Here is a 26006-nt window from a genome sequence, read left to right on the forward strand (position 1 = left end):
TAATTATTAAAACCAGAACCGCACACCCGCGACCGCACTCGTAGTATCAGTCGCTTCATTATTCGCTCGGGCAAAGTCAGCACTATTACCATACTTAGCCATCCATTCAACGCCGATATAAGGCGCAAACTGACGCGAGAACTCATAGCGCAAACGCATACCTGCATTGAATGACGACACACCTTTACCGATGCCATTAATGGCATCGTCTTTACCATAAGCTGTTAATCCTACTGTGCTTTGTAATATCAAACGTTGAGTGAGTAATAGTTCATATTCGGCTTCTGCTGCTATAGCGGTCCGGCCAGAGTTACCGAGATAGGCTGTTACATCTACCTCAAACCAATAAGGCGCTAACCCTTGGATACCCAATGCCAACCACTGCCGACTTTCACCTTCCGCATAGGTATCAAATCGGGCTCCGAGTTGGGCATCCCAAAAAGTATAAACCGCACGGCTCCATAACAAGTCGGTTTGGCTTTCTTCCAACTTACCATCGCTTACTTCACCTTCCAGCTTTATTGCTAATCGATCAAAGGTGGTGCCATACCAACCCTGTAATTCAAATGCTAAGCTATCCGTAGCAAACTGGTGCTCCAACTTATCTGCTTTAATTGCGTAAAAACGGTGCTCATCAGCCAATATTAACTGGCGACCGCCGCCTATGGCATAAGGCCCGTCCGCTAAGGTATAACCGCCAGAATAAGCATGAGGATCTCGGGCATCTGCAGGCGCTTTGCCACCCTGCATTTTCATATCGCCATGATCCATTTGGCTATGATCCATCGCCATATCGCCATGGTCCATTTGACTGTGGTCCATTGCCATATCGCCATGATTCATCTTGCTATGGTCCATTTCGCTGTGGCTCATCGCCTTATCGCCATGGTTCATCTTGCTATGATCCATTTGACTGTGGTCCATCGCCTTATCGCCATGGTTCATCTTGCTATGATCCATCTGGCTGTGGTCCATCGCCTTATCACCATGGTTCATCTTGCTATGATCCATCTGGCTGTGGTCCATCGCCTTATCGCCATGGTTCATCTTGCTATGATCCATTTCGCTGTGGTCCATCGCCTTATCGCCATGGTTCATCTTGCTATGATCCATCTGGCTGTGGTCCATTACCTTATCGCCATGGTTCATCTTGCTATGATCCATCTGGCTGTGGTCCATTGCCTTATCGCCATGGTTCATCTTGCTATGGTCCATCTGGCTGTCTGCCATCACCCCAGCACTTACCAGCAATAAACTAGCTGTTAACGCAATCACCGGCGTGGTACTTACTAATTTTGTTATTTTCATGACACCACCACTTCTCTAAACATACCTGCATCCATATGAAATAACAGATGACAATGCCAAGCCCAGCGACCTACATCATGCGGCGTTGTTAAAAAGCTAATTCGCTGAGCGGGTTGTACTGGAATAGTGTGGCGTCTGACTTGGACTTCACCATTTTCATTTTCCAGATCACTCCACATTCCATGCAAATGCATAGGATGAGTCATCATGGTGTCATTTTGCAAAATCACTCTAACGCGTTGGTTAAGGTTCATATGCACTGGCGTACTTTGACCAAACTCTAAACCATCAATTGACCAGCTATACCGCTCCATATTGCCGGTAAGATGCAATTCAATTTCAGCTTCAGGTTGGCGATATTCCATTACCCCTTCAAGCGAGCGAAGGTCAGATAGAGTCAGCACTTTACGGCCATTATTACGCAAACCTATACCTGGGTCGTCTAAATTTGTTCTTGGCGTATCAACGCGCATATCAACTGAAGGTCCGTATTCAGTACTAGCATGTCTTACTTGTGTGCTTGCTTTTGCAAAGGCAGTTGAAGGCCCAGCATGCTGGCTTAAGTCCATTGCGTTATTAGCCGTGTGTTGACTATGATCCATGGCTCCTTCTGCCATTGAACCGCCATGAGACATACTGCCCATCATGTCTGCCATGGCTAACCACTCCACAGGATCTAGCGCAGGAACCGGCGCATTAATATTATCGGCAACGGCTAATGTGCCACGGGCATATCCGCTACGTTCTATGCTTTGAGCAAAAATGGTATAAGCGTCAGATTGCGGTGTGACCAGAACATCATAGGTTTCACCCGGGCCAAATCGGAATTCATCAACGGTTACCGGATGCACGTTTTGACCATCTGATTGCACGACGGTCATTTTTAGTTCTGGAATACGGACATCGAAGAAGGTATTACTGGCGCCATTAATAAAGCGTAAACGAACTTTTTCGCCTTTTTTAAATAGGCCGCGCCAATTTGCCAACGGCGTACTACCATTAAACAGATAGGTAAGCGCCGCACTCGATAAATCAGATAAATCGGTAGGGCTCATTCTCATCTGTTGCCACATTTCTCGCTTAGATAATGCAGACGCTAAGCCCTGCTCTGACATATCACTCAAAAAGTCTTTAACAGTAGGCTGATTATAGTTATACATGTCACCTTGGACTTTTAGCTTACTAAACACCCGCATTGGATCTTCATCAGTCCAGTCTGAAAGCTGTACCACATACTCTCTATCCGCTACGATGATATCTTGCTCTCTAGGCTCGATGATCAGTGCACCGTACATGCCGGTCATTTCTTGAAAGCCACTATGGGAGTGATACCAGTAAGTACCGCTTTGTTGCAAAGTAAACTTATAAACAAAGGTTTCACCGGGCATAATGCCCTTAAAGCTTAAGCCTGGCACCCCATCCATTTGATAAGGTAAAATAATGCCATGCCAGTGAATAGAGCTTGGCACAGATAAGGTATTGGTCACTTTAATCGTCACCTCATCGCCTTCGCGTAAACGTAGCGTTGGTGCCGGAATAGAGCCATTTATGGTAGTTGCTGTACGCACTACACCAGTAAAGTTGACTAAAGATTCAGCAATGGTTAACTCGATAACTTTGCCACTTAATTCAGGTGCTGAACCTGTCGCCGCATTATCTTTAAAAGAACTACCGGCATGAACAACATGCGGGAAACTAGCTATTACGCCTCCGATGGCAAGCCCTTGGACAAATCGGCGCCGTGAGATAGAAGCTGGTAACTTGAACTTGTTATCATTCATTTATATAACCCCTGAACTTATTTATTTCATCTAGCTTAGCTATTTATAACTGTCAGCAACATGACTCTGACATGACAAAGTTGTAATCTTGTTGTCATCTAGCTGACAGCCTGTTTATTGCAAGCTATCAGTTCCCCCTATTTACAGGAAAGGTTATGCGATTACTGATTGTTGAAGACGAAATCAAAACGGGTGATTATTTAAAACAAGGCCTCACTGAAGCGGGTTTTCAAGTTTCTCTAGTCAGAAACGGCTTAGACGGCCATCACCTTGCAATGACCGAAGTATTTGATCTGATTGTGCTGGATGTGATGTTGCCTGATGTTAATGGCTGGCGGATAGTACAATCTATTCGCGAAAGCAATAACCTTACGCCAGTATTGTTTTTATCCGCCCGTGATAGCGTTGATGACAGAGTTAAAGGCTTAGAATTAGGCGCGGATGATTACTTAATTAAACCCTTTGCTTTCTCAGAAGTGTTGGCGCGGGTACGCAGCCTAATACGCCGCGGCCAAACCATAACCACCCCAGATTTACTTCAGGTGGCCGATTTACAATTAGACGTCCCCAAAAGAAGAGTCATGCGTAGCGGAGTCAAAATTGCCTTGAGTAATAAAGAGTTTTCTTTATTAGAGTTATTAATGCGCCGCAGCGGTGAAGTCTTACCCCGATCTTTAATCGCCTCACAGGTTTGGGATATGAATTTTGATAGTGACACCAATGTTATTGATGTCGCGATAAGAAGGTTACGGGCTAAAGTAGACGATGATTTTATGCCAAAATTAATCCACACCGTGCGCGGCATGGGCTATAAACTTGAAAACGAGCAAGCGGATGAAGCATAACACTAAACGGCCACTGTCCTTGACCCTGAGAGTGGTACTGTCTGTCGTTGTCACTATTGCGGTTTGTTTACTGGTTGTTAGGCAACTGCTTATCAGTTCTATAGAGCACCATTTTATTGAGCAAGATGCCGATGAACTTGGCGTTATTGTTCACTCTGTTCAGCAAGTGTTCCTTAAAGAACCTACAGTTCCGAAAACTTTAGCTCAATCATTATCGCAAGCTGTTGCCGGACATCATGGCGTGTATTACCAAATAAACAATTCTCAGCAGCAAATTATTTATAACAATGCTAATTTTGATTTAAGCCAACTTACAGATATTGATGAATCCATAGATACATTTAAAATTGAAAATATCCAACACTGGCAATACCAAGATAAAGCCTATCGGGGGATTACTCTGAACATCGCCACTGCAAACGATAACTACCGGTTAATTGCAGCAATTGATATGGATTTTCACATCCACTTTTTGCAGCAACTCGGTCAAAGTCTTTGGGTGATTCTACTCGGTTCCTGCCTCCTTACTTTATTAGCAGCTTGGATTGCGGTGCATCAAGGTTTAGCGCCACTTAGAGGACTAAGTGACAATATGCGCGACATTCAAACCAGCAAACTCGACATTAGATTAAACGCCAACGAAGTACCTTCTGAGTTAACGCATATGGTGCAGTCATTCAACCACATGCTAAACCGCTTAGAGGATGGCTTTATTAAGTTATCGCACTTTAGTGCCGACATTGCTCACGAAATTCGCACCCCTTTAACCAATATTATTACCCAAACCCAAGTCAGTTTATCTCGGCAACGAACGGCTGAGGAATACCAAAACGTGTTATTTTCGAATTTGGAAGAGCAAGAGCGGCTTAGCAAGATGGTTAGCGATATGCTGTGGTTGGCTAAAAGTAAAAATGGTTTAATCACACCAAATAAACAGCCTTTAAATATTGCCGATGAAGTCGCGGCCATATTCGAGTTTTTTGAAGCGTTAGCAGACGAGGCCGGAGTCAAACTCGCGTTTACCGGTCAGCCTAGCGTCATCAATGCCGATCGCACCTTACTAAGGCATGCTTTAACTAATTTGCTATCAAATGCGATACGACACACAGCTTCTGGCAACAGCATTACGGTCAACAGCTATCAGCAAGTTGCTAACACGCTTTGTATCAGTGTCGAAAACCCTGGCCCAGCAATATCCGCCGAGCATTTACCTTATTTGTTTGAACGTTTTTATCGCGCCGATCAATCCAGACAACGCCATAGTGATGGTGCGGGTTTAGGGCTGGCAATTACTAAAGCGATTATCGAAGCACATGACGGTGATATCACCGTCACCTCAGAGCAAAATCTCACACGTTTTGTCATTACACTACGCATGACTTAACTATATAAACCCCTGATAAACCCCTGAAAAAACCCTGCGCAATGTTAATTGCGCAGGGTTAGTTTATTTAGCTAAAGACATCAAAAGCAATATCAGATTCAGGCACCCCTTTATCTCTAAGTAACCTTATGGTGTCATCCATCAACCCTTTGGGCCCGCATAAGTAGAACTCAGGATCACCTTGCGCAACGATATTTTGCCAATTTAATGCCAGCACATGTTGGGCATAGCCGGTCGCACCTAACCAATCTTTGTCTGGTCGTGACAACACTGGGTAATAGTAAAAATGTGGGTATTGTTTAGCGAGTTCATAAAAGTAATCAACATAAACAATATCATTTTCATTTCGTGCGCCATAAAAGAAATGGATCTCTCTGGCTGGCTTGGCATTAGTTTTATCAATTGAATTACGGTTTTGTATAAACAACTGCTCTTCAACCAAAGCTTTTAAAGGTGCCATGCCGGAACCTGCTCCCACTAATACGATGTTTTTTTGACTATTCTCATTGGCATAGAACTCTTCAAACGGGCCTAGTGCTTCTACCGTGTCACCCACTTTTAAATTACCTAAGAAATTTGAACCAATGCCGGGTAATACATCTGGCTCACCAGCACTTTGCAGCTTAATGACAAACATCAACTCATTAGTGTTTTCATCAATACTGGCTAACGAATAACTCCGACTACAAGCACGGTGTTGATAATCTAAAGGCGAGATATGCTGCCAATAAGGTTTTAATTCACTGGGTAAATCGGCAGGTATTGAATGACACTCTGAATCAGGGATAAAGAATCGCATAAAAGCGCCCGCTTTATATTGTACTGGCACCTTAGAATGGGCTTTAAACCGTAACTCTTTAATATAAGGACTCAGGTAAACACTACTAACCAACTCAAGTTTATATTTTTTAGCATCAGTAATATCCATCAATGTCATATGCTCAACATCATCACTAAAATGCTGACACGCTAGGCGGTAACCTTGCTCTAGCTCTTGGTTGCTAAAGTGCAGTAAATCGGCTGCAGTCTTTTTTATATTTTGATTAATCATAATGCGACAACGTCCACAGGTGCCCCCGCCGCCGCAAGTTGATGGTAAAATGATGTTGTGATCAACTAGACCATCCAACAAGTTTTTATGATTAGAAAACGCCAGTTGGCCCATACTTTTTTGATTGCTATCAAACAATTTGACCGTATTTTTACGTGCAAACAGTTTAATTTTGTACTGACCACGTTTTGCTAAGTCAATTGTCCACACCAGCCCTGTACCACTAAGAAACAAGGTAAAAAAAGCAAAAAACATCATAAATTCATTATTAAAACTGCCTTCATTGGCATAATCCATAAAGTGTAGTTTTAGAAAAAAATCAGCTAAGCGCTTATCATCATCACTATGGCCTGCAATACGGCCAGAATCAGCTTCAACATAGACACTAGTGTTAATATCATCAGAGTAGTTTACTTGCCACACGGCATTTTTTTGTTTCAGTAAATCTGCAATAGGTGGCTGCATTAAGGTCGTCGATACTATCTGTCCTGGTCCTGTATACGACTGAGCCGCCAACGCCTCTGCAAAACTATTATCAATGATGACTGGCTCACCGGTAATTGCATCAACCATTGAATGTTTGTTAACAAAATTATCATATAAACCGCGTTGATGGTTCAGCAGATAATAAGGCTTACCTACTAACTCAATTAGCGCAAGGCTATTACTTGCAAGCTGCTGTTGTAGCACCATTTTTGGTTCTTTTAATTCCAGCCCTTTTAATTTAAGCTCTTGCCAATCCACAGGAGTAACTTTGTTAGATTTATAGGTATTACCTGCGGCTTTGGTATGGTCCATAAAATTAAAGTACATGCCACTTCCCAGCCAAATCATTAACTGAATACCGACAATAACTGAGCTCCACTTATGGATTTTTCTTACCATATTCATTGTGCAACTCCTTGGTCATTTTGCGACGCTGCTGCTGGTTTAATTAAAGCGTCATCTGTTTTACGAAACACGCGGAAATACACTAGCAACAAACCAAATATTGCTGACAAAATACCTAATAACGTAAACCAGAATAATAATGTGTTATCTATCTCGCTATTTTCATAATCCATAACATGAAACCGGAACATCCAATCAAATAAGCGCCAAAAACTGTGGCGTTTACCCACTAATCTGCCGTTTTCAGCCGAAACATAAATTGCCGGAGAACCAAAATCATTGAAGTTCACTCGCCAAGCAGGCATTACCGCAGGGTTAAGTTCAAATGGCGCATTTTCGCTGATAAGCTCAGTACTTTTTATCGCCCCGCTGCCACTGTAATAATAAGTAGCGGCTTTTTCGGCTTGTGCCTGATTAAGTGGCGCTAATTCCGCACCACTTTGCGCATCTACCACTCGCTTTTTGTTATCCAGCGTAAAGCGATACACCACCTTATCTAAATAACGTTCAATACTAACTTGTTTCGCTTGTGGGTAACTTTGCATTAAGCTTTGTAAAGGATAATCTATTAAGGTTGGGTCTATTTTATCTTGTGCGTTATTAACTAAGGTATCGCCATGAATGTAATCAATATTTAAATAAACCATGTAAGCACCACTTCCCGACCATATAACAAACTGAATACCTATAAAGGCCATTAACCATTTATGGTATTTTCTACTGGTTTTAAGTAGTCGCATTGAGTCATTCATGTGTAACCCCATTTACTGCATGCTTATTCTGCAAAGTGCACAAACTATTGTTGATAATAATGTGTTTGAGCCAAGCAAAAATATTTTAATTTCAAAAATAAAACATTATTAAAGGCCTTTGTCATAACGACAAAGGCCTCTGTGTTTATCGTGTTAATACTGAATTAGAACTTATAAGTGGCACGAACATAGCCGCGTCTTCCCAGTAAGTCATAAGTCATCACATCGGTATTAGCGTCATTCCAAGAGGTTAGATAAGGTGCATTTTTATCAAAGATATTATCTACGCCAGCGGAAAATGTTAAATCATCATTGAAATACCAGCTAGCTGATACATCCGAATACGTAACCGAACCTACTGACTTACCTAACGGATCTAAATCACTACCGTTAACATCATCTGCACTGCCGATATAACGTAATGAATAAGTAGCAGACCAAACATCTGTCATTACACTGTAGCTAATATTACTGCGCCATTCAGTATAACTGCCCTGGTCTTCAGTGATATCGCCTACTTTATCGATTGTAGGTTGGCCTCTAAACGGCGTACTTTCATGCGTTAGTAAACGAGTAACATCAAGCGAAGCACGGCTACTTAAACCAAACAAAGTAAATTTATACATAGTGTTAAGATCAACACCACTGACTTTCTCTACTGCGGCATTAACCGGCCGTTGATTCAACTCGCTAACTTGATGCGTTACAGGATGACGGTCGAAAGTATCGCAGAATTTGGCATTACCGATTGGGTCTTCATAACAAAGACGCAGCATATCCGAACCATTAACCGAAGTGATAGAGTCGTCAATTTCAATATTGAAGTAATCTATCGTAGCTGAGAACCCTTCTAAAAACGCTGGCTGCCAAACAATACCCATAGTGGTGGTGGTAGCTGTTTCAGGCTCTAGTTTTGGATTACCGCCTACACTGGTCAAAATAGTATTGCCATCTTGCACAAAGTTTACCGGTACACCCGCAGCCAAACAGTTAGCGGCAATAGTACCAGTGGCATTTTCACACGGATCGATAGTCCGTAAATTTTCACCGTTAGTGCCACCAAATAACTCGGTAATAACCGGTGCCCTAAAGGCTGTAGAATGAACAGTACGTAGCATCAATTCGTCGTTAACATTCCAGCTTAAGCCCATTTTATAGGTTGTTTCTGCACCCGCGGTATTATAATCCGAATAACGAGCCGCCAATTCGACCGATAACTGCTTAACTAAAAATTTATCTGCTAATAAAGGCACCGACAACTCGCCGAATATTTCATTAACGCTGTAACTACCACTAATAGGATCTTCTAAACCGTTGCGCAGCACTGTTGAATCAGGATCACGCCAGCCTTTTTCAGTGCGGCTTTCTGCACCGACAGCAAAACCAAGACCACCAGCCGGTAGTTCAAGTAAATAGCCATTCATATTTACTGACCAAGTGCGCATTTCATTGCCACCGGTACCTTCTCGACGATATTTAACATAATCAATGACTTCTTTGCTTAGCTCATTTTTACCAAACCAGTCACCACAAGGAATGCCATTACTATTATCATAAGTACAAATGCTGTCATCTAAGGTTTGCGCTGCACGATCGGGGTCCATATCGAAAGTCCAACCATCGACCCCAGTGTTTCGACCATAGTTATACGAAACATCCCATTCCCAACCATTAGATAAAAACCCCGTTAAACCCGTCACTATACGAATAGTGTTGGTTTCCTGGAAGAAATAAGGCGCACCTAGCTCAGTATTGCGTCGGCGTAAAAACTCTAAATCTTGCCCAGTAGGGTTATACCTAAAGTCAGCACCTACTTTAATGCCTGCGAAGCCATTACGTGGTGTCACTATTTGCTCACCTTGGCGGTTGCTGTAACTACTTTCGATAAACAACTGTAAAGAGTCATTAATTTGGTAATTGGCAAAACTAGACAAATTAAGACGTTGCATCGGGCTTACCGCATTTAAATACGGCAAATAGGCAAAGCTATGATTGGCGCTATTATAAGGTCCGTAATTGTCACCGTTGGTAGCCGTATTAGGATCTTGGTTAAACTGTACCTGAGTACCATCTGCCAGTAAGGCTCTGCCGCCTTCCGTGGTGCTACTGCCAAAACATTCAAAAGTGCCTTCTTCAGTACCAAACATTGGACAAGCTACGCGATCTGACTGACGTACAGCTGATGTATTGGCATAGCTTAAGTTAACAATGATATTACCTTTATCAAATTCAGTGCCTAAAGTAAGGCTAACATCCTGACTTTCACCATCACCTTCACCTGTTATGCCAGCTTTCACCGACAATTCTGCACCAACAAACTCCTTTTTAGTGATGATATTAACTACACCTGCTACAGCATCAGCACCATAAACTGCCGATGCACCATCTTTTAATACCTCTATGCGTTCAATCATTGAGGTAGGGATCATATTTAAGTCGACTGAACTGTTAGCACCCGTTCCGCCGCCAACGACTCGACGACCGTTTAATAAAACCAGTGTGCGTTTAATACCCAGCCCACGTAAATTAACTTGGGCGGTACCATAGCCGCCATTAGTCCAGTAGGCATTACTGGCGTTACCGGCAACACCAGCTGAAAAAGACATTTCTTGCAGCAAGTTCTCGACGTTAGTAATACCTGATGCGCTGATATCAGCAGAAGATATAACAGACACTGGGCTGGCTGTTTCTAAATCGGTTCGTTTAATTTTTGAACCGGTGACTTGAATTCGCTCTACATTATCAGCTTCTTGTGCAACAACTTGATGCGGAAGCGACACCAAACCTACTAGCAGCATGGTGCTATAAACCGGGCTGAATTTTATTATATTTTTCGGCATATTTTCGTTCTCCTGGGGTTCACCAAACTGATTTAAAATTTAAGTGTATGTAGTTCGGCCATGTCTTGTTCAAATGTTATACAACACCATACCGGTATATACAACAGTCTTTTTTAATTTATTTTGTTTACCTAAAACCTTTCCAATGCAGACTGTTAACGTAATGTTTAAGCTAAATTGATTTAAATTTGACAGCTTGCTATTGCGGTATATACTGTCGATTGCGATTTTTATAAACGGCTAAGCATGAACAGTTAAAATTAGCTATACACCACATAAAATAATGGTTTGCTATTAGGTTCATGATTTTCTTTATAAAAATAATCATCAACTTCTGTTTACTGAAGCCCGTATAACAGTTGGAAAAAGTAGATATTGGATGAAACTACCGAAGTATCGATTAATTTCTGATGACATAAAAAGCAAAATAAGCGCGAGTCTATGGACAGCTGGCCAGCAGATACCATCAGAAATAGAGTTAGCTAATCATTTTTCAGCCAGCCGAATGACCGCTAGAAAAGCCGTTGATGAGTTGGTAAATAGTGGATTATTAGAGCGAGTACCAAGTGTTGGTACCTTCGTTAAAGAGCCTGTTGCCCAAAGTTCTTTATTAGAAATTCGCAATATAGCCGATGAAATAAAATCTCGCGGCCATAGCCATAAAATGACGGTATTAAGCAGATTAACCCTGATACCCAACGAGACAGCTGGACTAACGCTATCGTTACAAAGCAAAAAAATCTATAAAATCATTATTGTGCACTGGGAAAATGAACAGCCCATACAATTAGAAGAGCGTTATGTTAACGCTGATCGAGTGCCGTTATTTTTGCAACAAGATTTTAGCGAAATTACAGCAAGTCAGTATTTAAATTCAATCGCACCGGCCACTAAAGCCGATATAACTATTGAAGCTATAATGCCGACAAAAATTTTAAAACATAACTTGCTACTTGAAGATGATATCCCCTGCCTAAAAGTAACTCGTATTACCCATTCGCACGGCCATCCTATTAGCTATGCGGTGTTATACTACCCTGCTAATAGATTTAAGTTTACTAGCCAGCTTGATATTGTAAGTTAGGGTTAGCAGCAACGAACAAACACAAAACTCCTTCAATAACATAAAAACACTCACATAACATACTCTGACAAAAAGCTTGTTATGTGAGTGCGCTAGTTACATTAACCGCTGTAACTTATTTATGCAGGGATATGAACTTAGACCACATTTATCACGCCACGATACATCTGCATTTGGCAGTGAAACTCATATTTTCCCACGGCCAAAGCTGGCACAGGCACGCTGGTAATGTCATTTAATTTAAGGCTTGCACTAATCTCTAGCGCCGGTATTAATACTGTTTCTGTACAAGGTGACGCATCTTTTCTATTAAACTTCAGGGTTAATGGACTACCCGCTTGCACCTCTATTACCGACGGCGTGTAAACACCGTCTTTGACCACAATAAGTAGCTCTTTGTCTGTAACCACTGTCGTATTGGGTTTATATAACCAAAACCACCAGATGATTAAAAATATTAGGCTGATCCCTATTACGTTAATAATTATCATAATGAGTTTCCTTAGTGATCTTTAGCTTTAAATAAGCGCAGACGATTCGCATTTGATACCACAGTGAGCGATGAAAACGCCATTGCCGCACCCGCTATAACTGGGCTTAATAAAATACCAAAAAATGGATATAAGATACCGGCTGCAAAAGGCACTCCTGCAGCGTTATAGATAAAGGCACCAAATAAGTTCTGTTTGATATTACGTAAAGTGGCTTTACTTACGGCGATAGCATCAGCTAAACCATGTAAAGATCCTCGCATTAACGTTATATCTGCACTTTCTATCGCGACATCTGTGCCAGTACCGATGGCAAAACCGACGTTAGCCTGTGCCAATGCAGGGGCATCATTTATGCCATCGCCGGTCATACCTACAATTTCACCCGCCATTTGCAGCTCTTTTACTTTATCGGCTTTTTCTTCAGGTAAAACCTCGGCCACAAACTCGGTTATGCCAGCCTTTTTTGCAACCGCGGCCGCCGTTTCACGGTTATCACCCGTTAGCATGATCACCCGAATATTATTGTTTTGCAGCCGTTTAATAGCAGAAATTGAATCGGCTTTAATAGGGTCAGAAACGGCAATTATCGCAGCTAGCACACCATCTATGCTAAAATACATCGGCGTTTTGGCTTCTTTCGCTAAAGCTTGAGCTTTATGAACAAAGCTTGTTATATCTATGCCTTTTTCATGCATTAACTTTTCATTACCAAACAATAAGCTTTTATCTTGGCAATTTGCTTCAATGCCTCGCCCCACTAACGCCTTGAAGTTTTCAACTTTTAGTAACTCAATATCTTTTTCGAGGGCACTTTCAACGATAGCTTCCGCCAACGGATGTTCAGAGCCACTTTCCATACTTGCTGCCAATTGCAGTATCTGTTTTTCAGTCATGGCATTTGCTAACACAATATCCGTTACTTTGGGTGCGCCTTCGGTAATAGTGCCTGTTTTATCTAATATCATGGTCGTAATCTTAGAAGCAGTTTGTAATGCTTCACCGTTACGGATAAGCACCCCCGCTTCGGCCGCTTTACCAACCCCCACCATAACTGACATTGGCGTAGCTAATCCCAGCGCACAAGGGCAAGCAATGATTAATACTGTTGTTGCTGATACCATGGCAAAAGCGACTGCAGGATCGGGGCCGAAATTCAACCAAGCCAAGGCGCTTACAATCGAAATGATCATCACCACAGGCACAAAGTAAGCTGAAATAACGTCTGCTAACCGCCCTATTGGTGGCTTAGAGTTTTGCGCGCGCTTAACCATATTAATAATATGCGCTAAAGCCGTATCTTTACCTACATGACTAGCTCTAAAATTAATAGTGCCGGACTTATTTAATGTTCCGCCAACTACTTTATCATCTTGTTTTTTGGTAACCGGCATTGGTTCACCAGTTAACATCGACTCATCAACCGACGTAGTGCCCTCGATCACCACACCATCAACCGGTATTTGCTCACCAGGCCTTACTTTGACGATGTCACTTTTCAGCACCTGTTCAATGGCAATTTTGACTTCTTTGTCGTCACGGATCACGGTTGCCATTTTTGCTTGCAAACCAATTAAGCGTTTAATTGCTTCTGAGGTTTTTCCTCTGGCTCTCACTTCTAGTGCTAAGCCCAGATCAATTAAACCAATAATCATGGCAGTTGCTTCAAAGTAAACGTGCCTTGCCATTAACGGAACGGATTCGGGTGCAAATACAACAACCATTGAGTATAACCAAGCTGTTCCCGTTCCTAATGCAATTAATGTATCCATATTGGCGGAGTGATTTTTAAAGCTTTGCCAGGCGCCGACAAAAAAGTGTCTGCCCGAGAAATACATCACGCCAAAGGTTAAAATACCAATAATTAACCACGTAATACGCTCAGCGTTGGTTTCCACGGTCATTGCACCGCCCATTAGGCCGTATGCCATTAGTGGAATACCTAAAGCTAGCGCGATATAAGTGTGGCGCATTAGCTTTTTATAATAGGCTAAATCTGCCTGTTCTTTCTCATCAAGGGCTTCACTTTCTGAACCTTGATTCATAAGCTTGGCATTATAACCTGCTGATTCAATCGCTTTTATTAACGATTCTGCTGCTGCATTACCCGACACCATAACGGTTCTATCAGCAAAATTCATTTCTGCCGTTTTGACACCCGGTATCGTATTTAAGGCGCCTTCAATCTTACCAACACAACTCGCGCATCCAGCGCCTTCTATTATAAGTTGCAGCGTATTTTGGTTGGCAGAGTGTTCAGATGCCAACACCGCTGATTCATTACTGTCATTCTGAGGTTGTTGTTTGGCTTTGCTACAACATGACGTTGAAGCGGTTACATCTTTATTATTCTTGTTCATTTTTTGTTCCTCCATTATCAGACATGCCAAATTGCTCTATTAAGTGACACACCATATGAGGCGTTGGCGATTTATCTTCAATCTTTTCCCACTGTGCCAGTGCTGCTTGCATTTTATCTCTCAGTTCAAGCATTTGCTGAAATCGCTTCTCTGTTTCGGCTAAACGTTGCTTTATTATTTCTCTAACAGCAGGGCATGCTGTTTTGCCGTCATCTGCTTCTTGCAAAATTACAGTAATATCCTCTACGGCAAAACCTAGTTGCCGAGCGCTTAATATAAATTTCAATCGAGATTGCTGTTTTGCTGTATAAAATCTATAGCCATTACTTGCTTTGTTGGGGCTAAGTAAGCCTAACCGCGTGTAATACCGTACTGTATCAGCAGTCGTCTTCAACTCTGTTGCTAATTCTGAGACATTCATATTTCACCCTCATTATCTACGCTGACACCACCAGCTTAAACCTATGTCTTAGACACAGGTCAAGCAGTGTTATTTGTTTTTTATTTTTTTAATCAGTGTCCGCTGTTATTTCGAAACATTTTTATTACTAGCTTGGGTAGCAAAGTTGTTATCAGATTGGCGCAAGTCTTGCTTTTGTAGTGAATAGTACTTTTTCATGGGCTATAGCGCAGTTAATATAGCTCATGCTGTAAATATTACTCAGTTATATAAATAGTTTACAAACTCTACCAACAAAAGCCATGCAAGAGGCAGCTAAAATGACTAAATCAGCACAGTTATATAGAATGGCAACTGATGATCACATTTGCCCTTTTGGTCTTAAATCTAAAGATTTATTGGAACGTGAAGGCTATAAAGTCGAAGACCATCCATTAAACTCTCGCCAAGAAACGGAAACATTTAAACAGCAACACCAAGTTGAAACGACACCACAAACCTTTATTGATGGTAAACGAATCGGTGGTTACGATGCTCTGCGTGATTATTTTGGTAAACAGCAAGCTGGCCAGCAAGGAACAACCTACACCCCTGTACTTGCAATTTTTGCGGTAACATTTTTACTGAGTGTTGCATTTACTTATGCCGCTAATAATGTTTTTAGTATGAAAACTATCGAGTTATTCGTTGCATTAACCATGGCGGTGCTGGCGATACAAAAACTACAAGATTTATATAGTTTTTCTAATTCCTTTATTACCTATGATTTAGTCGCAATGAAAGTGGTGCCCTATGCTTATGTTTATCCATTTTTAGAAGCCTTTGTTGGCATTGGCATGATTGCCAATTTAGCCGCTCTTGTCATAGCCCCTATCTCACTTTTTATTGGTACGGTCGGCGCTATTTCAGTTATTAAAGCTGTGTACATCGATAAGCGTGAACTTAAATGCGCTTGTGTCGGCGGCGACAGTAATGTGCCCTTAGGTTTTATCTCGTTAACTGAAAATTTATTTATGATTGCTGCCGGTCTTTGGATGTTGATAAGGTAGCAGTATTATTGGTTCGATTTGATTCCAACTTTAATGGTACTAATGGTAAAAACCCTATCCGCTGCCGGCTAAGCTAACTATATTTACTTACAGTTATCAGCTTGCTGGCATTTATTGTTGTCGGTATATTTGCAGCTGATACAATTTCACATCTCTTATCGATACGGTTATTAATACCGCCAAGTACTAATACCGCCAAGGACTGCTCATGTTTAAAAAGCTTGTTGTTTCTCCCGTATTTATTGCCATTTTTATCGGCCTAGTATTGTTGCTGTGGTTACTCAGTGGTGACAATTACAGCGCCAAACAACAAGCCCCTGCTGTACAACAAGTACCAGAGCAGCAATTAGTGTTGGTAGAAACCCGCTGGTCAGACGCCGAGCCATACCAATTAACCCAAGTGGCACAAGGTCATATTATGCCGTGGCGCAATGTGAGTATTAAATCTCAGCAAGCCGGCACCGTTACCGAGCTGTTAACTGAGCAAGGCGATAAGGTGCAACAAGGCGACAAACTGCTGCGCCTATCTGATGAAGGCCGCACAGCATTATTACGCCAAGCAACAGCTAACTTAACCTTAAAAAAAGACGAGCTAGCTAGTGCACGCAAGCTGGGTAAGTCTCAGTTTTTATCGGCAACCGAACTTACCCGGCTTGAAAGTGAACTCGCCAAGGCAGAAGCTGAATTGCAACGTGCACAGCTAGCACTGCAGCAAGTTGAACCCGTAGCACCGTTCAGCGGCATGGTAGACCGGCGCCATATTGAACTGGGCGATGTAGTGCAAGTGGGCACTGACATGCTCCAACTGGTGCAAATTGATAAGTTGAAAGTTAGTGCTCAAATACCGCAGCAACATATTGCAGCGCTGCAACGTGGCCAAAGCGTTAACCTGCGCTTACTCGATGGCAGAGAACTAAAGGGTGAACTTAGCTTTATTAGCTATGCTGCCGACACTGCGACCCGCAGCTTTTATATTGAAGTCACCGTAGCCAACCCAGATTTATTACGCATTGCAGGTGGCAGTGCTACGGTTGAAGTACAGTTAGCACCGGTACAGGCTCATCTAGTATCACCTGCCCTGCTTAGCCTAGATAGCACTGGCAAATTAGGCGTGTCAGTGGTGGATGAACAACAGCAAGTCGTGTTTTATCAAGTACAAGTGTTAACGGCCGACAACGAAGGCGCCCAAGTTAGCGGTTTACCATCACGTGCCCAAATTATTACTCAAGGTGCCGGTTTTGTTAAGCCGGGCGATAAAGTTAAGGTGCAGCTGCAACAACAAGTACAGGTGGCAGGAGCTAAACAATGAATGCCATTATTCAGGCGGCAATTTCTCGCAGCCGCGCCAGCTTAATGTTGCTGCTGTTTTTATTTATTGCAGGCATAACCGCTTATCAAACCATTCCCAAAGAATCCAATCCCGACGTCGCTATTCCCATGATGTACGTGTCGATGTCGCTAGATGGCATTAGCCCAGAGGATGGCGAACGTTTGTTAGTTCGGCCTATGGAGCATGAGTTGCGCTCGTTAGAAGGCATCAAAAAGATGACCTCAACTTCTAGCGAAGGCCATGCTTCAGTAATGCTTGAGTTTGATGCCGGCTTTGATGCCGATCAGGCTCTGGCCGATGTTCGGGTTAAAGTAGACGCTGCTCGTGCCAAGTTACCCAGCGAAGCCGACGAACCAACGGTAAACGAAATTAACGTCGGTTTATTCCCAGTATTATCAGTGGGTTTATCTGGGCCTATTTCAGAGAATCAACTGGTGTATATTGCCCGCCAATTGCAAGAAAACATTGAAGCTATTCCTGAAGTGTTGGAGGTAGACATTGGTGGTGATCGCGAAGACATGCTAGAGATCGTGGTCGATCCGCAAGTACTCGAAGGCTATGGCTTAGATTACCAGCAACTGTTCAGGCTTGTATCAAACAATAACCGCTTAGTCGCCGCCGGTAGTTTAGATACCGGCGCTGGCCGGTTATCAATGAAAGTCCCGGGCATTATTGAAGATTTAGACGATGTATTGTCAATGCCCATTAAAGTCGACGGCGATACTGTTATTACTTTTGCTGATGTTGCTACTATTAGTCGCAGCTTTAAAGATCCGCTGGGCTTTGCCCGTATTAATGGTCAGCCAGCGGTGGTGCTCGAAGTTAAAAAACGCTCTGGCGCCAATATCATTTCTACTATTGAACAAACCAAAGCTTTAATTGAGCAAGCCAGTAGCCAGTTTCCAGATGGCATGCATATTAACTACATTATGGACCAATCAAAAGAAGTGAAAAACATGTTGTCAGATCTACTAAACAACGTGTTAACCGCTGTAGTTCTGGTACTTATTTTGATTGTTGCCACCATGGGCGTGCGCTCAGCAGTACTGGTGGGCATTACGATACCGGGTGCATTTTTCGCCGGCATTTTAATGATTTATGCCCTTGGCTACACCATGAATATTATTGTGTTGTTCGCCCTAATTTTAGTCGCCGGCATGTTAGTCGACGGCGCTGTGGTGGTTAGTGAACTGGCTGACAGAAACCTCGGCGAAGGTCAAAAACCAAAGCAGGCTTGGGCTAATGCCGCCGGTCGTATGGCTTGGCCCATTATCGCCTCTACCGCTACCACTGTAGTTGTATTTATGCCGTTGTTATTCTGGCCCGGTGTTGTTGGCCAGTTTATGAAATATCTGCCCGCCACGGTCATTCTTTGTTTATTGGCCTCCATGTTTATGGCGCTTATTTTTCTACCCGTTATGGGCGGCATTAGCCGTGCTAAACCAACAACGCATAAAGTTGAAGCCAGCAGTAGTGGTAAAGCTTATCGTAAATTACTGAGTAAACTGCTGCGCCACCCTGGCTTCACCTTAGCCGGCTTGCTCGCTGCCATGGCGCTAATTTTTGTTGCCTATGGTAAATATAACTACGGCATGGAGTTTTTCCCCAAGGTAGAGCCAGAATCGGCTCAAGTGTGGGTGCGAGCCCGCGGTGATATGTCCATTTATGAAAAAGATGCCTTACTACAACAAGTTGAGCAGCGTTTACTGGGTTTAGCTGAAGTTAAAGCACTATATGCCCGCTCGTTAGCCAGCAGCAGTGGTGGCTTAGCGCCAGATGTAGTTGGTACTTTACAGTTTCAGTTTATCGACTGGTTTGAGCGACGCAAAGCGGCTGAAATACTGGACGATATGCGTAACCTAACCAAAGATCTACCCGGTATTATTCTAGAATTCCGGGAGCAACAAGAAGGCCCCGCGGGTGGTAAACCGATAGAGCTACAAGTGAGCAGTTCCGAGGCCGATGCTACCGAGTTAGCTGTCAGCAAAATCATTAAGCAAATGGAGCAAATGGGTGGTTTTGTTGATATTGAAGATGACCGCAGCTTGCCCGGTATTGAATGGCGGATAGAGGTAGATCGCGCAGCAGCCTCTCGTTTTGGTGCCGATGTGCTTACCGTGGGTAATGCCGTACAAATGGTCAGTAATGGCTTATTGTTGGCCAAATTCAGGCCAGAATATGCCAGTGATGAGGTTGATATTCGGGTACGCTTTCCACAGCAGTGGCGCTCATTAGATCAGTTGGGTCGATTAACCATTCAAACCCCGCGTGGCCAAGTACCGCTAAGTAACTTTGTTCAGGTTGTGCCCGCGGCCAAAACCAGTATTATTAAACGCATAGATGGCAACCGCGCCATTACCATTAAAAGTGACTTAGCTCCCGGCGCTCAAGTTAGCGAACGCTTAAAAGCGCTGTTAGCCAGTGACTTAAAGCTGCCGGAGAATGTTAACGTTAAAACCGCCGGTGAAAGTGCCGATCAGCAAGAAGCCATGACCTTTTTAATGGGCGCGTTCGCAACAGCTATCTTTTTAATGCTGATGATCCTGCTAGTACAATTTAATAGCTGGTACCAAAGCTTATTAGTGTTATCGGCCATTGTTTTTTCTACTGCGGGCGTGTTGTTAGGCTTACTGGTTAATGGTCAAAGTTTTGGTATTGTTATGGTGGGCATGGGCATTATTGGCCTGGCCGGCATAGTCGTTAATAACAATATCGTCTTAATTGACACTTATAATGAAATGCGCAACAGCGGCTTATCCGCTGTAGACGCAGCATTAGAAACCGGCTGCTTGCGCTTACGCCCAGTATTGCTTACTTCGGTTACTACTGTGCTCGGCTTATTACCTATGGTGCTGGCGGTAAACGTTAACCTACTTGAACCCAGCTTAGGTTTTGGTGCGCCATCTACCCAATGGTGGACGCAGTTATCCAGCGCTATCGCTGGTGGCTTAACCTTTGCTACCCTGTTAACGCTATTCTTAACCCCTTGTATGCTAGTGCTTGGCGATAAACTGCACCGAGCTAAAACTTAGTTTTAAGACTTTTTACTTAGCTTTAAGAATTTTTAAGCACGCAGCACTGTTTAGCTGCGTGCTTAAGTTACAATGCCCTCATAAAATTATGACATATTTACTATTAGGTGTTTATTTACTCATTATGCAACTGATCAAAATTGATAAAGCCCGTTATCGTCGTCATTTAAATCGTGTTATTGCCGGTTGTATCGCGCTACTGACCATCGGTAGTTTAGGTATTGCTCAAATACTTATCGAGCTATTTCCTGACGAAAGCGGCAGCCATTTTCATTGGAATCTACTTGGCGTAGTCGTGACTGCTGTGACAATTGGCTGGCTGCTTAATAAATACCGTACCCATTCGTATATGACAGAAGTGGTATATGTATGGGATTTAAAACAAGTACTGAACAAAATAACCCGAAAAATGCTGAAGCTAAAACCGGCAGCGCAAGCAGGTAATGTCGATGCACTTTTAGCCATGCAATACAGTTACGCTGGTTCTCGCCTGCTATGGAACCTAGACGATAATACCATTAGTATGGATGAATTAGCCCTGGCACAATTAGAGCTGGATAGGTTGGCCGAAAAGTACCAATTAACCTTAAATGTTGATGATTACGATGCAAAAATTTTAAAACAGTTTTAATACTATTTTAAATGTTTTAAGTATTACCATTTTATAATCAGAACTGATGATGCAGATCTTAATGACGTTAATCCAGCCAAGCTAGACTGTTAGTCATTAGCTTGGCAGGTAATTTTTTAAAAACACCTCAAGTTTATCGGCCGGTAAGGGTCTTGAGAAAAAGTATCCCTGCAGCTCATCACAGACGTTTTTCTGTAACAAGGTCGATTGCGCTAGGGTTTCGACGCCTTCTGCAATCACTTTTAACTCTAATTGGTGTGCCATAGCTATAATGGCACGAGTAATAGCAGCATCTTTTTTATCGGTAACTAAATCATTAATAAACGACTTATCAATTTTAAGTTTGTCTAATGGTAAGCGCTTTAAATAATTTAAGCTTGAGAAGCCGGTGCCAAAATCGTCGATGGCGATACTAATACCTAGCTGCTTAAGATGTTGTAACTTATGGATTACTTGTTCAATATTTTCGAGTAATAACGATTCGGTTAACTCTAGCTCAAACCATTTTGGTGCTAATTGCACCTTATTTAATGTCTGCTCTAATTGCTCAACAAAACCTTCACGCTGGAACTGTAGCGACGATATATTCACTGCCATAACAAGCTCGGCCAGCCCGCGTTGTTGTAATGACCTATTATAGGTTGCGGCCTGTTCAATTACCCACTGACCTATTTCAATAATTAAACCGGTTTCTTCTGCAATTGGAATAAATTCATCAGGGCCAATAAAGCCCTGTACTGGGTGTTGCCAACGTAGCAAGGCTTCGAGGCCAACTAAGCGCCCGCTACCTGCCTCGACTTGCGGTTGATAATAAAGCTCAAATTCTTGGTTCTCAATCGCTTGCTTTAACATCGCTCTTAAGTTTAGTCGTTTGTTCTGCAATATTTCCATTTCAGCCTGATACCACTGAACATTATTGCGTCCAAGTCGCTTAGCCTGATACATCGCTAAATCTGCTTGCTTAACAAGCTCCATAGGCTCGGTAATATCATTATTTGACACACTGATACCGATGCTTGCGGTTATTTGTAACTCTCGACCGCTGACTTTAAAGGGAGTTGAAATCGCGATTAAAACCCGTTCGGCGTGATCGTTAAGCTGATTAATGTCTTTAATATCCGGTAACATTAACACAAATTCATCTCCACCCATTCTGGCTAAGGTATCTCCGGGACGAATTTGTTTATTTATCCGAGCACTTACTTGCCGAATAACTTCATCACCAAATAAATGGCCTAAGCTGTCATTTATTAATTTAAAACCATCCAAATCAATAAATAACACTGCTACTTTTTCTTTATGCCGCGCGCTTGCTTTTACATTTTGCACTAACCTATCACGTAATAAACTTCGATTAGGCAAGCCAGTTAACAAGTCATGAGACGCATTAAACGCCAATTCTTTTTCATATTTCTTTTGCTCAGTGATATCAGTTTGAATGCCAATATAATGGGTAATGGCACCCGCTTCGTCCGGAACAGGTGATAAATACAAGTTATTCCAAAATAAGGTGCCATCTTTGCGATAGTTTTTCAGAATAACACTTACTTCTTGTTTTGATTCGATGGCTAAGCGGATGGGTTCAATGGCTAATTCGTCACGTTCTGTACCTTGTAGAAAGCGACAATTTCGCCCTATCGACTCTTTTTTACTGTAGCCGGTAAACTTCTCAAAAGCAGAGTTTACATAGGTTATTGGCATGTCGGGCTGGGTAATATCACTGATAACGACACCGTTATAGCTGGCATCAACTGCTCTTTTAAATAATCTAAGTTGCTTTTCGGTTTGTAAATGTTGGGTAACGTCTTTTGCCATCCCTATCACACCGACAATTTCACCATCAATCCAAGTAGGAATCAGGGTAATTTGTAATTCATGTTGATTACCTGTTCGACTTAAAATGCTGGTTTCAAAACTCTCAGGGCTACCCGATATAGCACTAGAAAAATATTCTGTTACTTCAGCTAATTGCTCATTCAGAATAACGCGGCTAAAGTGCATCTTGGTTAATTCTACCAATGGCCATTCTAATAACTGACTTCCCGCATTGTTAATATTGCTAAAGTAACCTTGCTTATCCAACACATAAACAGGTTGAGGATTGAATTGATAAAGCGATCGAAAGCGTTGTTCGCCCTCATTAAGCAATTGTTTTTGCTGTACTTGCTCAATTGCATTAGCTGCAAAGCGACAACAACTGGCCATTAATTCTAACTCTTCCTCTACCGGCCCTCTTGCGCTGTCACAATACAGCGCAAATGTACCTAGCACATTGTCTTCATTGAAAACTAAAGGCATCGACCAACACGCCGTTAGCTTTTCTGATAGCACAACGTCTGAGTACTGGAGCCACTTAGGATCGGTAGTCACATCTTCAACCACAACCAAACTTTTTTCAAAAGCAGCAGTACCACAAGAGCCGGCATTATGTGCAATAGGAACATTCGCTAAAGCCGCATGGTAGCTGGGGCTAAGCGATGGCGCTGAAGTAATTTGCAAGTGCTGGTCAACTTTTAGCATCACGCAGGCTTTAATGGCTGGATTATGTGCTTCTGCCATTAAACAAATTGCGGTCAGTATCTCAGCTAAAGGCTTCTCAACAGAGATAAGTTCTAAAATATGTTGCTGTGCTTGTTGATAGCGCTCAGCTTTAACTAGCTTAGTAACATCTCGTGCTACTGCATAGATGGTTTTGACACTGGGTACATATCGCGCTGACCACATTAAATGTACAACGGTACCATCTTTTTTGATGTACCTATTTCTGAAGTACTGGGTATCCTGGCCATTAATTATTTTGTCGGCTTCAATCTGAGTAATATCCTGATCGCTTGTATGCACAAAATCCATGAATTTTCTGCCTATTAGCTCTTCAGCTAAATAGCCTAATACCATTTCACTAGATTCACTAATTTCTATAATATTGCCTTCACTACCAACAATGCATAGCAGATCAGCTGAATTTCGCATAAATTGCGCATGATGAGTTTGCAATTTATTTTGTATTTTAAGACTACTGCTTAACCTTCTATTACCTACGATTAAGCGTTTTTGTTGCCATTGCATTTGCAATTGATATTGCTGAGATAGTAGTGCCAATATACAGGCTAACCAACCGGCAAATAAGATAACTTCAGATACTTGCCGAACAAAATTTAGCTCAAGGGCATAATCTCGATAAAGCTGTAACTGCCAATTTATGTCGCTTAACGAGTTAAAAGCGTATTCTCCTAACTGGAAGTACTGGCGTTCTGGATTAAGCTGACTAAGCAATAAATCCAATTTATTTTCATAAGCTAATGTAATGGCGTAACCGGTTGGCACGATCACAGGAATGGTAGATTGCATAACTTGCTGAAAGTTTATACCGGCAATTATCTCAGACACCCCTAAGGCATTAGGTTGTTTTAGTCGCATTTTAACCAAAGAATGATCGACTAGTTCGTTGTAATAAAAACTGACCTTTTCATTCTCCAGCGCCTGCATTTTATTAGCCAATAACGCATATTCAGTTTCTACGTAATTGTCATACCAGTGCTTAATCTCGCTGGTTTTAGCCGATGAATAATACACATTGCCTGCACTGTCTAAAACGGCAATATATTCTAAATAAGTAAAGTCGCGTAAATATGAATTTAAATCTTGGCTTAGTTGTTGCGGTTGGTAGGTAGTATTTGTTTCTGCAATACGTTCGCCTAATCGCTGCATCAAACCTTTTTGTAGGTCTACAATTTGTTCCGATTGTTGCTTAAACTTTAAAACGGTTTCTTGCACTATTTTCTGATTACCAACCTCTAGTTGATGCATAAAGTTCAGCCAGAGCAGTATAGTAAAAACAGTAAGCGACAGAGCTAGCCAACTTCCTAAATTATAACGATATGCTTTAAAATTAAAGCGAAATCTAGATGGAGCTGTTAATCCGGCAATAGCAGAAAATAACAGGAATATGGCTGTATTCAAGGCCACTGAAGGACTATTAGCAAACTGTAAACTGCCTAAGGTGCCGGTGTTTACCAACAGCAACGCTAACATTAATAATGCCAGCACAGTGAAGCTGACTAAGCTCAGTTTATTCCAACCCGCGCGACCGTTATTAAATCGACCTATTAACCCCACTATCAGCAGTAACCAACTGATTAATTGCAGCCAAGGCAGGTTATAATTTGTGCTTAGACTATTGAAATATAAAGGCGAACTTAACCCTAAAACTACTGCCATAACACTTATGCTAAGCAGCAAAAGAGGTTTGTTTTTTCGAAGAATAGCTATTAGGGATAATGCGGTGCAGAGCAGTAATAATATGCCGTTATCAGCTAGCGTTAGGTTGTAGCTGCCAGTGTTATATGGCAGCAGTTGGCTTACACCAATAAATAAGCTACCCACGACTATAAAAGCTAAGCTGCTAAAAAAAAGACTATATAAGATCATACTAACAAGATTTTTCTTAGGCCTATCTTTCATAAGTCTCTCATGATGTTTGTATAAAAATTAATAAGGCAGCCAGAGTAATTGTCGCTTAACAAATCATCATCAGTAATTTAAAATATTGGCTAATTTTGACCAACTTTTAATTATCTTTAATAGCGCACTGCCACAACACATTTTTTATGTTCAGTAAAGTTATTGGTGTAGTAATTAATTCGTCCAAATTTTGCAGCATCTTCAATAATAAACGCTATAACGGCTACAAATGCTAAGTAGTTAACTTATCACAATAATATTTCTCTACAAGTTCTCAATTAGTGGTCAGCTGACAACGGTATTCCAATTGCAGAAA

General features: G+C 42.0%; 16 protein-coding genes. 7 read left to right on the forward strand and 9 right to left on the reverse strand.

Annotation, left to right across the window (positions count from 1 at the left end):
* Positions 1–6: 6 nt before the first annotated feature.
* Positions 7–1308, reverse strand: coding sequence for a copper resistance protein B (locus BI198_RS16430; protein ID WP_074467419.1), 1302 nt, complete (start codon positions 1306–1308; stop codon positions 7–9).
* Positions 1305–3089 (reverse strand): copper resistance system multicopper oxidase, encoded by a 1785-nt coding sequence (locus BI198_RS11425; protein WP_070049662.1) that lies wholly within the window; start codon positions 3087–3089, stop codon positions 1305–1307. The genes BI198_RS16430 and BI198_RS11425 overlap by 4 nt, the downstream gene beginning before the upstream one ends.
* A gap of 155 nt (positions 3090–3244) precedes the next feature.
* Here BI198_RS11425 and BI198_RS11430 point away from each other — a divergent pair, with 155 nt between their 5' ends.
* Positions 3245–3934, forward strand: coding sequence for a heavy metal response regulator transcription factor (locus BI198_RS11430; protein WP_070049663.1), 690 nt, complete (start codon positions 3245–3247; stop codon positions 3932–3934).
* Complete coding sequence (locus BI198_RS11435) at positions 3924–5318, forward strand: heavy metal sensor histidine kinase (protein WP_070049664.1); 1395 nt, start codon at positions 3924–3926, stop codon at positions 5316–5318. Before BI198_RS11430 ends, BI198_RS11435 begins: the two co-directional genes overlap by 11 nt.
* 67 nt (positions 5319–5385) lie before the next feature.
* Here BI198_RS11435 and BI198_RS11440 read toward each other — a convergent pair whose 3' ends face one another.
* The 3 genes from BI198_RS11440 to BI198_RS11450 all read right to left on the reverse strand — a co-directional run bounded on the left by BI198_RS11440 (position 5386) and on the right by BI198_RS11450 (position 10852).
* Positions 5386–7260, reverse strand: a complete 1875-nt coding sequence (locus tag BI198_RS11440) for a 2Fe-2S iron-sulfur cluster-binding protein (RefSeq protein WP_070049665.1) — start codon at positions 7258–7260, stop codon at positions 5386–5388.
* A complete protein-coding gene (locus BI198_RS11445) occupies positions 7257–8012 on the reverse strand; it encodes a hypothetical protein (protein ID WP_070049666.1) in 756 nt (251 codons plus the stop codon). The genes BI198_RS11440 and BI198_RS11445 overlap by 4 nt, the downstream gene beginning before the upstream one ends.
* 164 nt (positions 8013–8176) lie before the next feature.
* Positions 8177–10852: a TonB-dependent receptor gene (locus BI198_RS11450; protein ID WP_141728873.1), complete on the reverse strand. Its 2676-nt coding sequence runs from the start codon at positions 10850–10852 to the stop codon at positions 8177–8179.
* A gap of 379 nt (positions 10853–11231) precedes the next feature.
* Here BI198_RS11450 and BI198_RS11455 point away from each other — a divergent pair, with 379 nt between their 5' ends.
* Positions 11232–11936, forward strand: coding sequence for a UTRA domain-containing protein (locus BI198_RS11455; RefSeq protein WP_070049667.1), 705 nt, complete (start codon positions 11232–11234; stop codon positions 11934–11936).
* A 137-nt stretch (positions 11937–12073) separates the two neighbouring features.
* Here BI198_RS11455 and BI198_RS11460 read toward each other — a convergent pair whose 3' ends face one another.
* The 3 genes from BI198_RS11460 to BI198_RS11470 are packed head-to-tail and all read right to left on the reverse strand — an operon-like array spanning position 12074 to position 15208.
* Entirely contained in the window at positions 12074–12427 is a 354-nt protein-coding gene (locus BI198_RS11460; protein WP_070049668.1) for a cupredoxin domain-containing protein, read from the reverse strand.
* An 11-nt stretch (positions 12428–12438) separates the two neighbouring features.
* Positions 12439–14787, reverse strand: a complete 2349-nt coding sequence (locus BI198_RS11465; RefSeq protein WP_083256606.1) for a heavy metal translocating P-type ATPase — start codon at positions 14785–14787, stop codon at positions 12439–12441.
* Positions 14774–15208: a MerR family transcriptional regulator gene (locus BI198_RS11470; protein ID WP_070049669.1), complete on the reverse strand. Its 435-nt coding sequence runs from the start codon at positions 15206–15208 to the stop codon at positions 14774–14776. The genes BI198_RS11465 and BI198_RS11470 overlap by 14 nt, the downstream gene beginning before the upstream one ends.
* A gap of 299 nt (positions 15209–15507) precedes the next feature.
* Here BI198_RS11470 and BI198_RS11475 point away from each other — a divergent pair, with 299 nt between their 5' ends.
* The 4 genes from BI198_RS11475 to BI198_RS11490 all read left to right on the forward strand — a co-directional run bounded on the left by BI198_RS11475 (position 15508) and on the right by BI198_RS11490 (position 21229).
* The gene (locus tag BI198_RS11475; RefSeq protein WP_070049670.1) at positions 15508–16236 is read left to right on the forward strand and encodes a MauE/DoxX family redox-associated membrane protein; all 729 of its coding nucleotides are present in this window, start codon (positions 15508–15510) and stop codon (positions 16234–16236) included.
* A 208-nt stretch (positions 16237–16444) separates the two neighbouring features.
* Positions 16445–17545, forward strand: a complete 1101-nt coding sequence (locus BI198_RS11480) for an efflux RND transporter periplasmic adaptor subunit (RefSeq protein WP_070049671.1) — start codon at positions 16445–16447, stop codon at positions 17543–17545.
* Entirely contained in the window at positions 17542–20598 is a 3057-nt protein-coding gene (locus BI198_RS11485; RefSeq protein ID WP_070049672.1) for an efflux RND transporter permease subunit, read from the forward strand. Before BI198_RS11480 ends, BI198_RS11485 begins: the two co-directional genes overlap by 4 nt.
* Positions 20599–20722: 124 nt before the next feature.
* Positions 20723–21229 (forward strand): DUF3087 domain-containing protein, encoded by a 507-nt coding sequence (locus BI198_RS11490; RefSeq protein ID WP_070050839.1) that lies wholly within the window; start codon positions 20723–20725, stop codon positions 21227–21229.
* 96 nt (positions 21230–21325) lie between these two features.
* Here the strand turns inward: BI198_RS11490 and BI198_RS11495 are convergent, their stop codons facing one another.
* Positions 21326–25447: an EAL domain-containing protein gene (locus BI198_RS11495; RefSeq protein WP_201243485.1), complete on the reverse strand. Its 4122-nt coding sequence runs from the start codon at positions 25445–25447 to the stop codon at positions 21326–21328.
* Between the last annotated feature and the right edge of the window lie 559 nt (positions 25448–26006).

This window comes from Rheinheimera salexigens, assembly GCF_001752395.1.
GTDB lineage: Bacteria > Pseudomonadota > Gammaproteobacteria > Enterobacterales > Alteromonadaceae > Alishewanella > Alishewanella salexigens.

Excerpts from the sequence above, each read along its gene's own strand:
- BI198_RS11495 (WP_201243485.1), bottom strand. The coding sequence starts at position 25,447 with ATGGCAGTAGTTTTAGGGTTAAGTTCGCCTTTATATTTCAATAGTCTA.
- BI198_RS11485 (WP_070049672.1), top strand. The coding sequence starts at position 17,542 with ATGAATGCCATTATTCAGGCGGCAATTTCTCGCAGCCGCGCCAGCTTA.
- BI198_RS11470 (WP_070049669.1), bottom strand. The coding sequence starts at position 15,208 with ATGAATGTCTCAGAATTAGCAACAGAGTTGAAGACGACTGCTGATACA.
- BI198_RS11430 (WP_070049663.1), top strand. The coding sequence starts at position 3,245 with ATGCGATTACTGATTGTTGAAGACGAAATCAAAACGGGTGATTATTTA.
- BI198_RS16430 (WP_074467419.1), bottom strand. The coding sequence starts at position 1,308 with ATGAAAATAACAAAATTAGTAAGTACCACGCCGGTGATTGCGTTAACA.
- BI198_RS11440 (WP_070049665.1), bottom strand. The coding sequence starts at position 7,260 with ATGAATATGGTAAGAAAAATCCATAAGTGGAGCTCAGTTATTGTCGGT.
- BI198_RS11445 (WP_070049666.1), bottom strand. The coding sequence starts at position 8,012 with ATGAATGACTCAATGCGACTACTTAAAACCAGTAGAAAATACCATAAA.
- BI198_RS11425 (WP_070049662.1), bottom strand. The coding sequence starts at position 3,089 with ATGAATGATAACAAGTTCAAGTTACCAGCTTCTATCTCACGGCGCCGA.
- BI198_RS11450 (WP_141728873.1), bottom strand. The coding sequence starts at position 10,852 with ATGCCGAAAAATATAATAAAATTCAGCCCGGTTTATAGCACCATGCTG.
- BI198_RS11460 (WP_070049668.1), bottom strand. The coding sequence starts at position 12,427 with ATGATAATTATTAACGTAATAGGGATCAGCCTAATATTTTTAATCATC.
- BI198_RS11490 (WP_070050839.1), top strand. The coding sequence starts at position 20,723 with ATGCAACTGATCAAAATTGATAAAGCCCGTTATCGTCGTCATTTAAAT.
- BI198_RS11435 (WP_070049664.1), top strand. The coding sequence starts at position 3,924 with ATGAAGCATAACACTAAACGGCCACTGTCCTTGACCCTGAGAGTGGTA.
- BI198_RS11475 (WP_070049670.1), top strand. The coding sequence starts at position 15,508 with ATGACTAAATCAGCACAGTTATATAGAATGGCAACTGATGATCACATT.
- BI198_RS11465 (WP_083256606.1), bottom strand. The coding sequence starts at position 14,787 with ATGAACAAGAATAATAAAGATGTAACCGCTTCAACGTCATGTTGTAGC.
- BI198_RS11455 (WP_070049667.1), top strand. The coding sequence starts at position 11,232 with ATGAAACTACCGAAGTATCGATTAATTTCTGATGACATAAAAAGCAAA.
- BI198_RS11480 (WP_070049671.1), top strand. The coding sequence starts at position 16,445 with ATGTTTAAAAAGCTTGTTGTTTCTCCCGTATTTATTGCCATTTTTATC.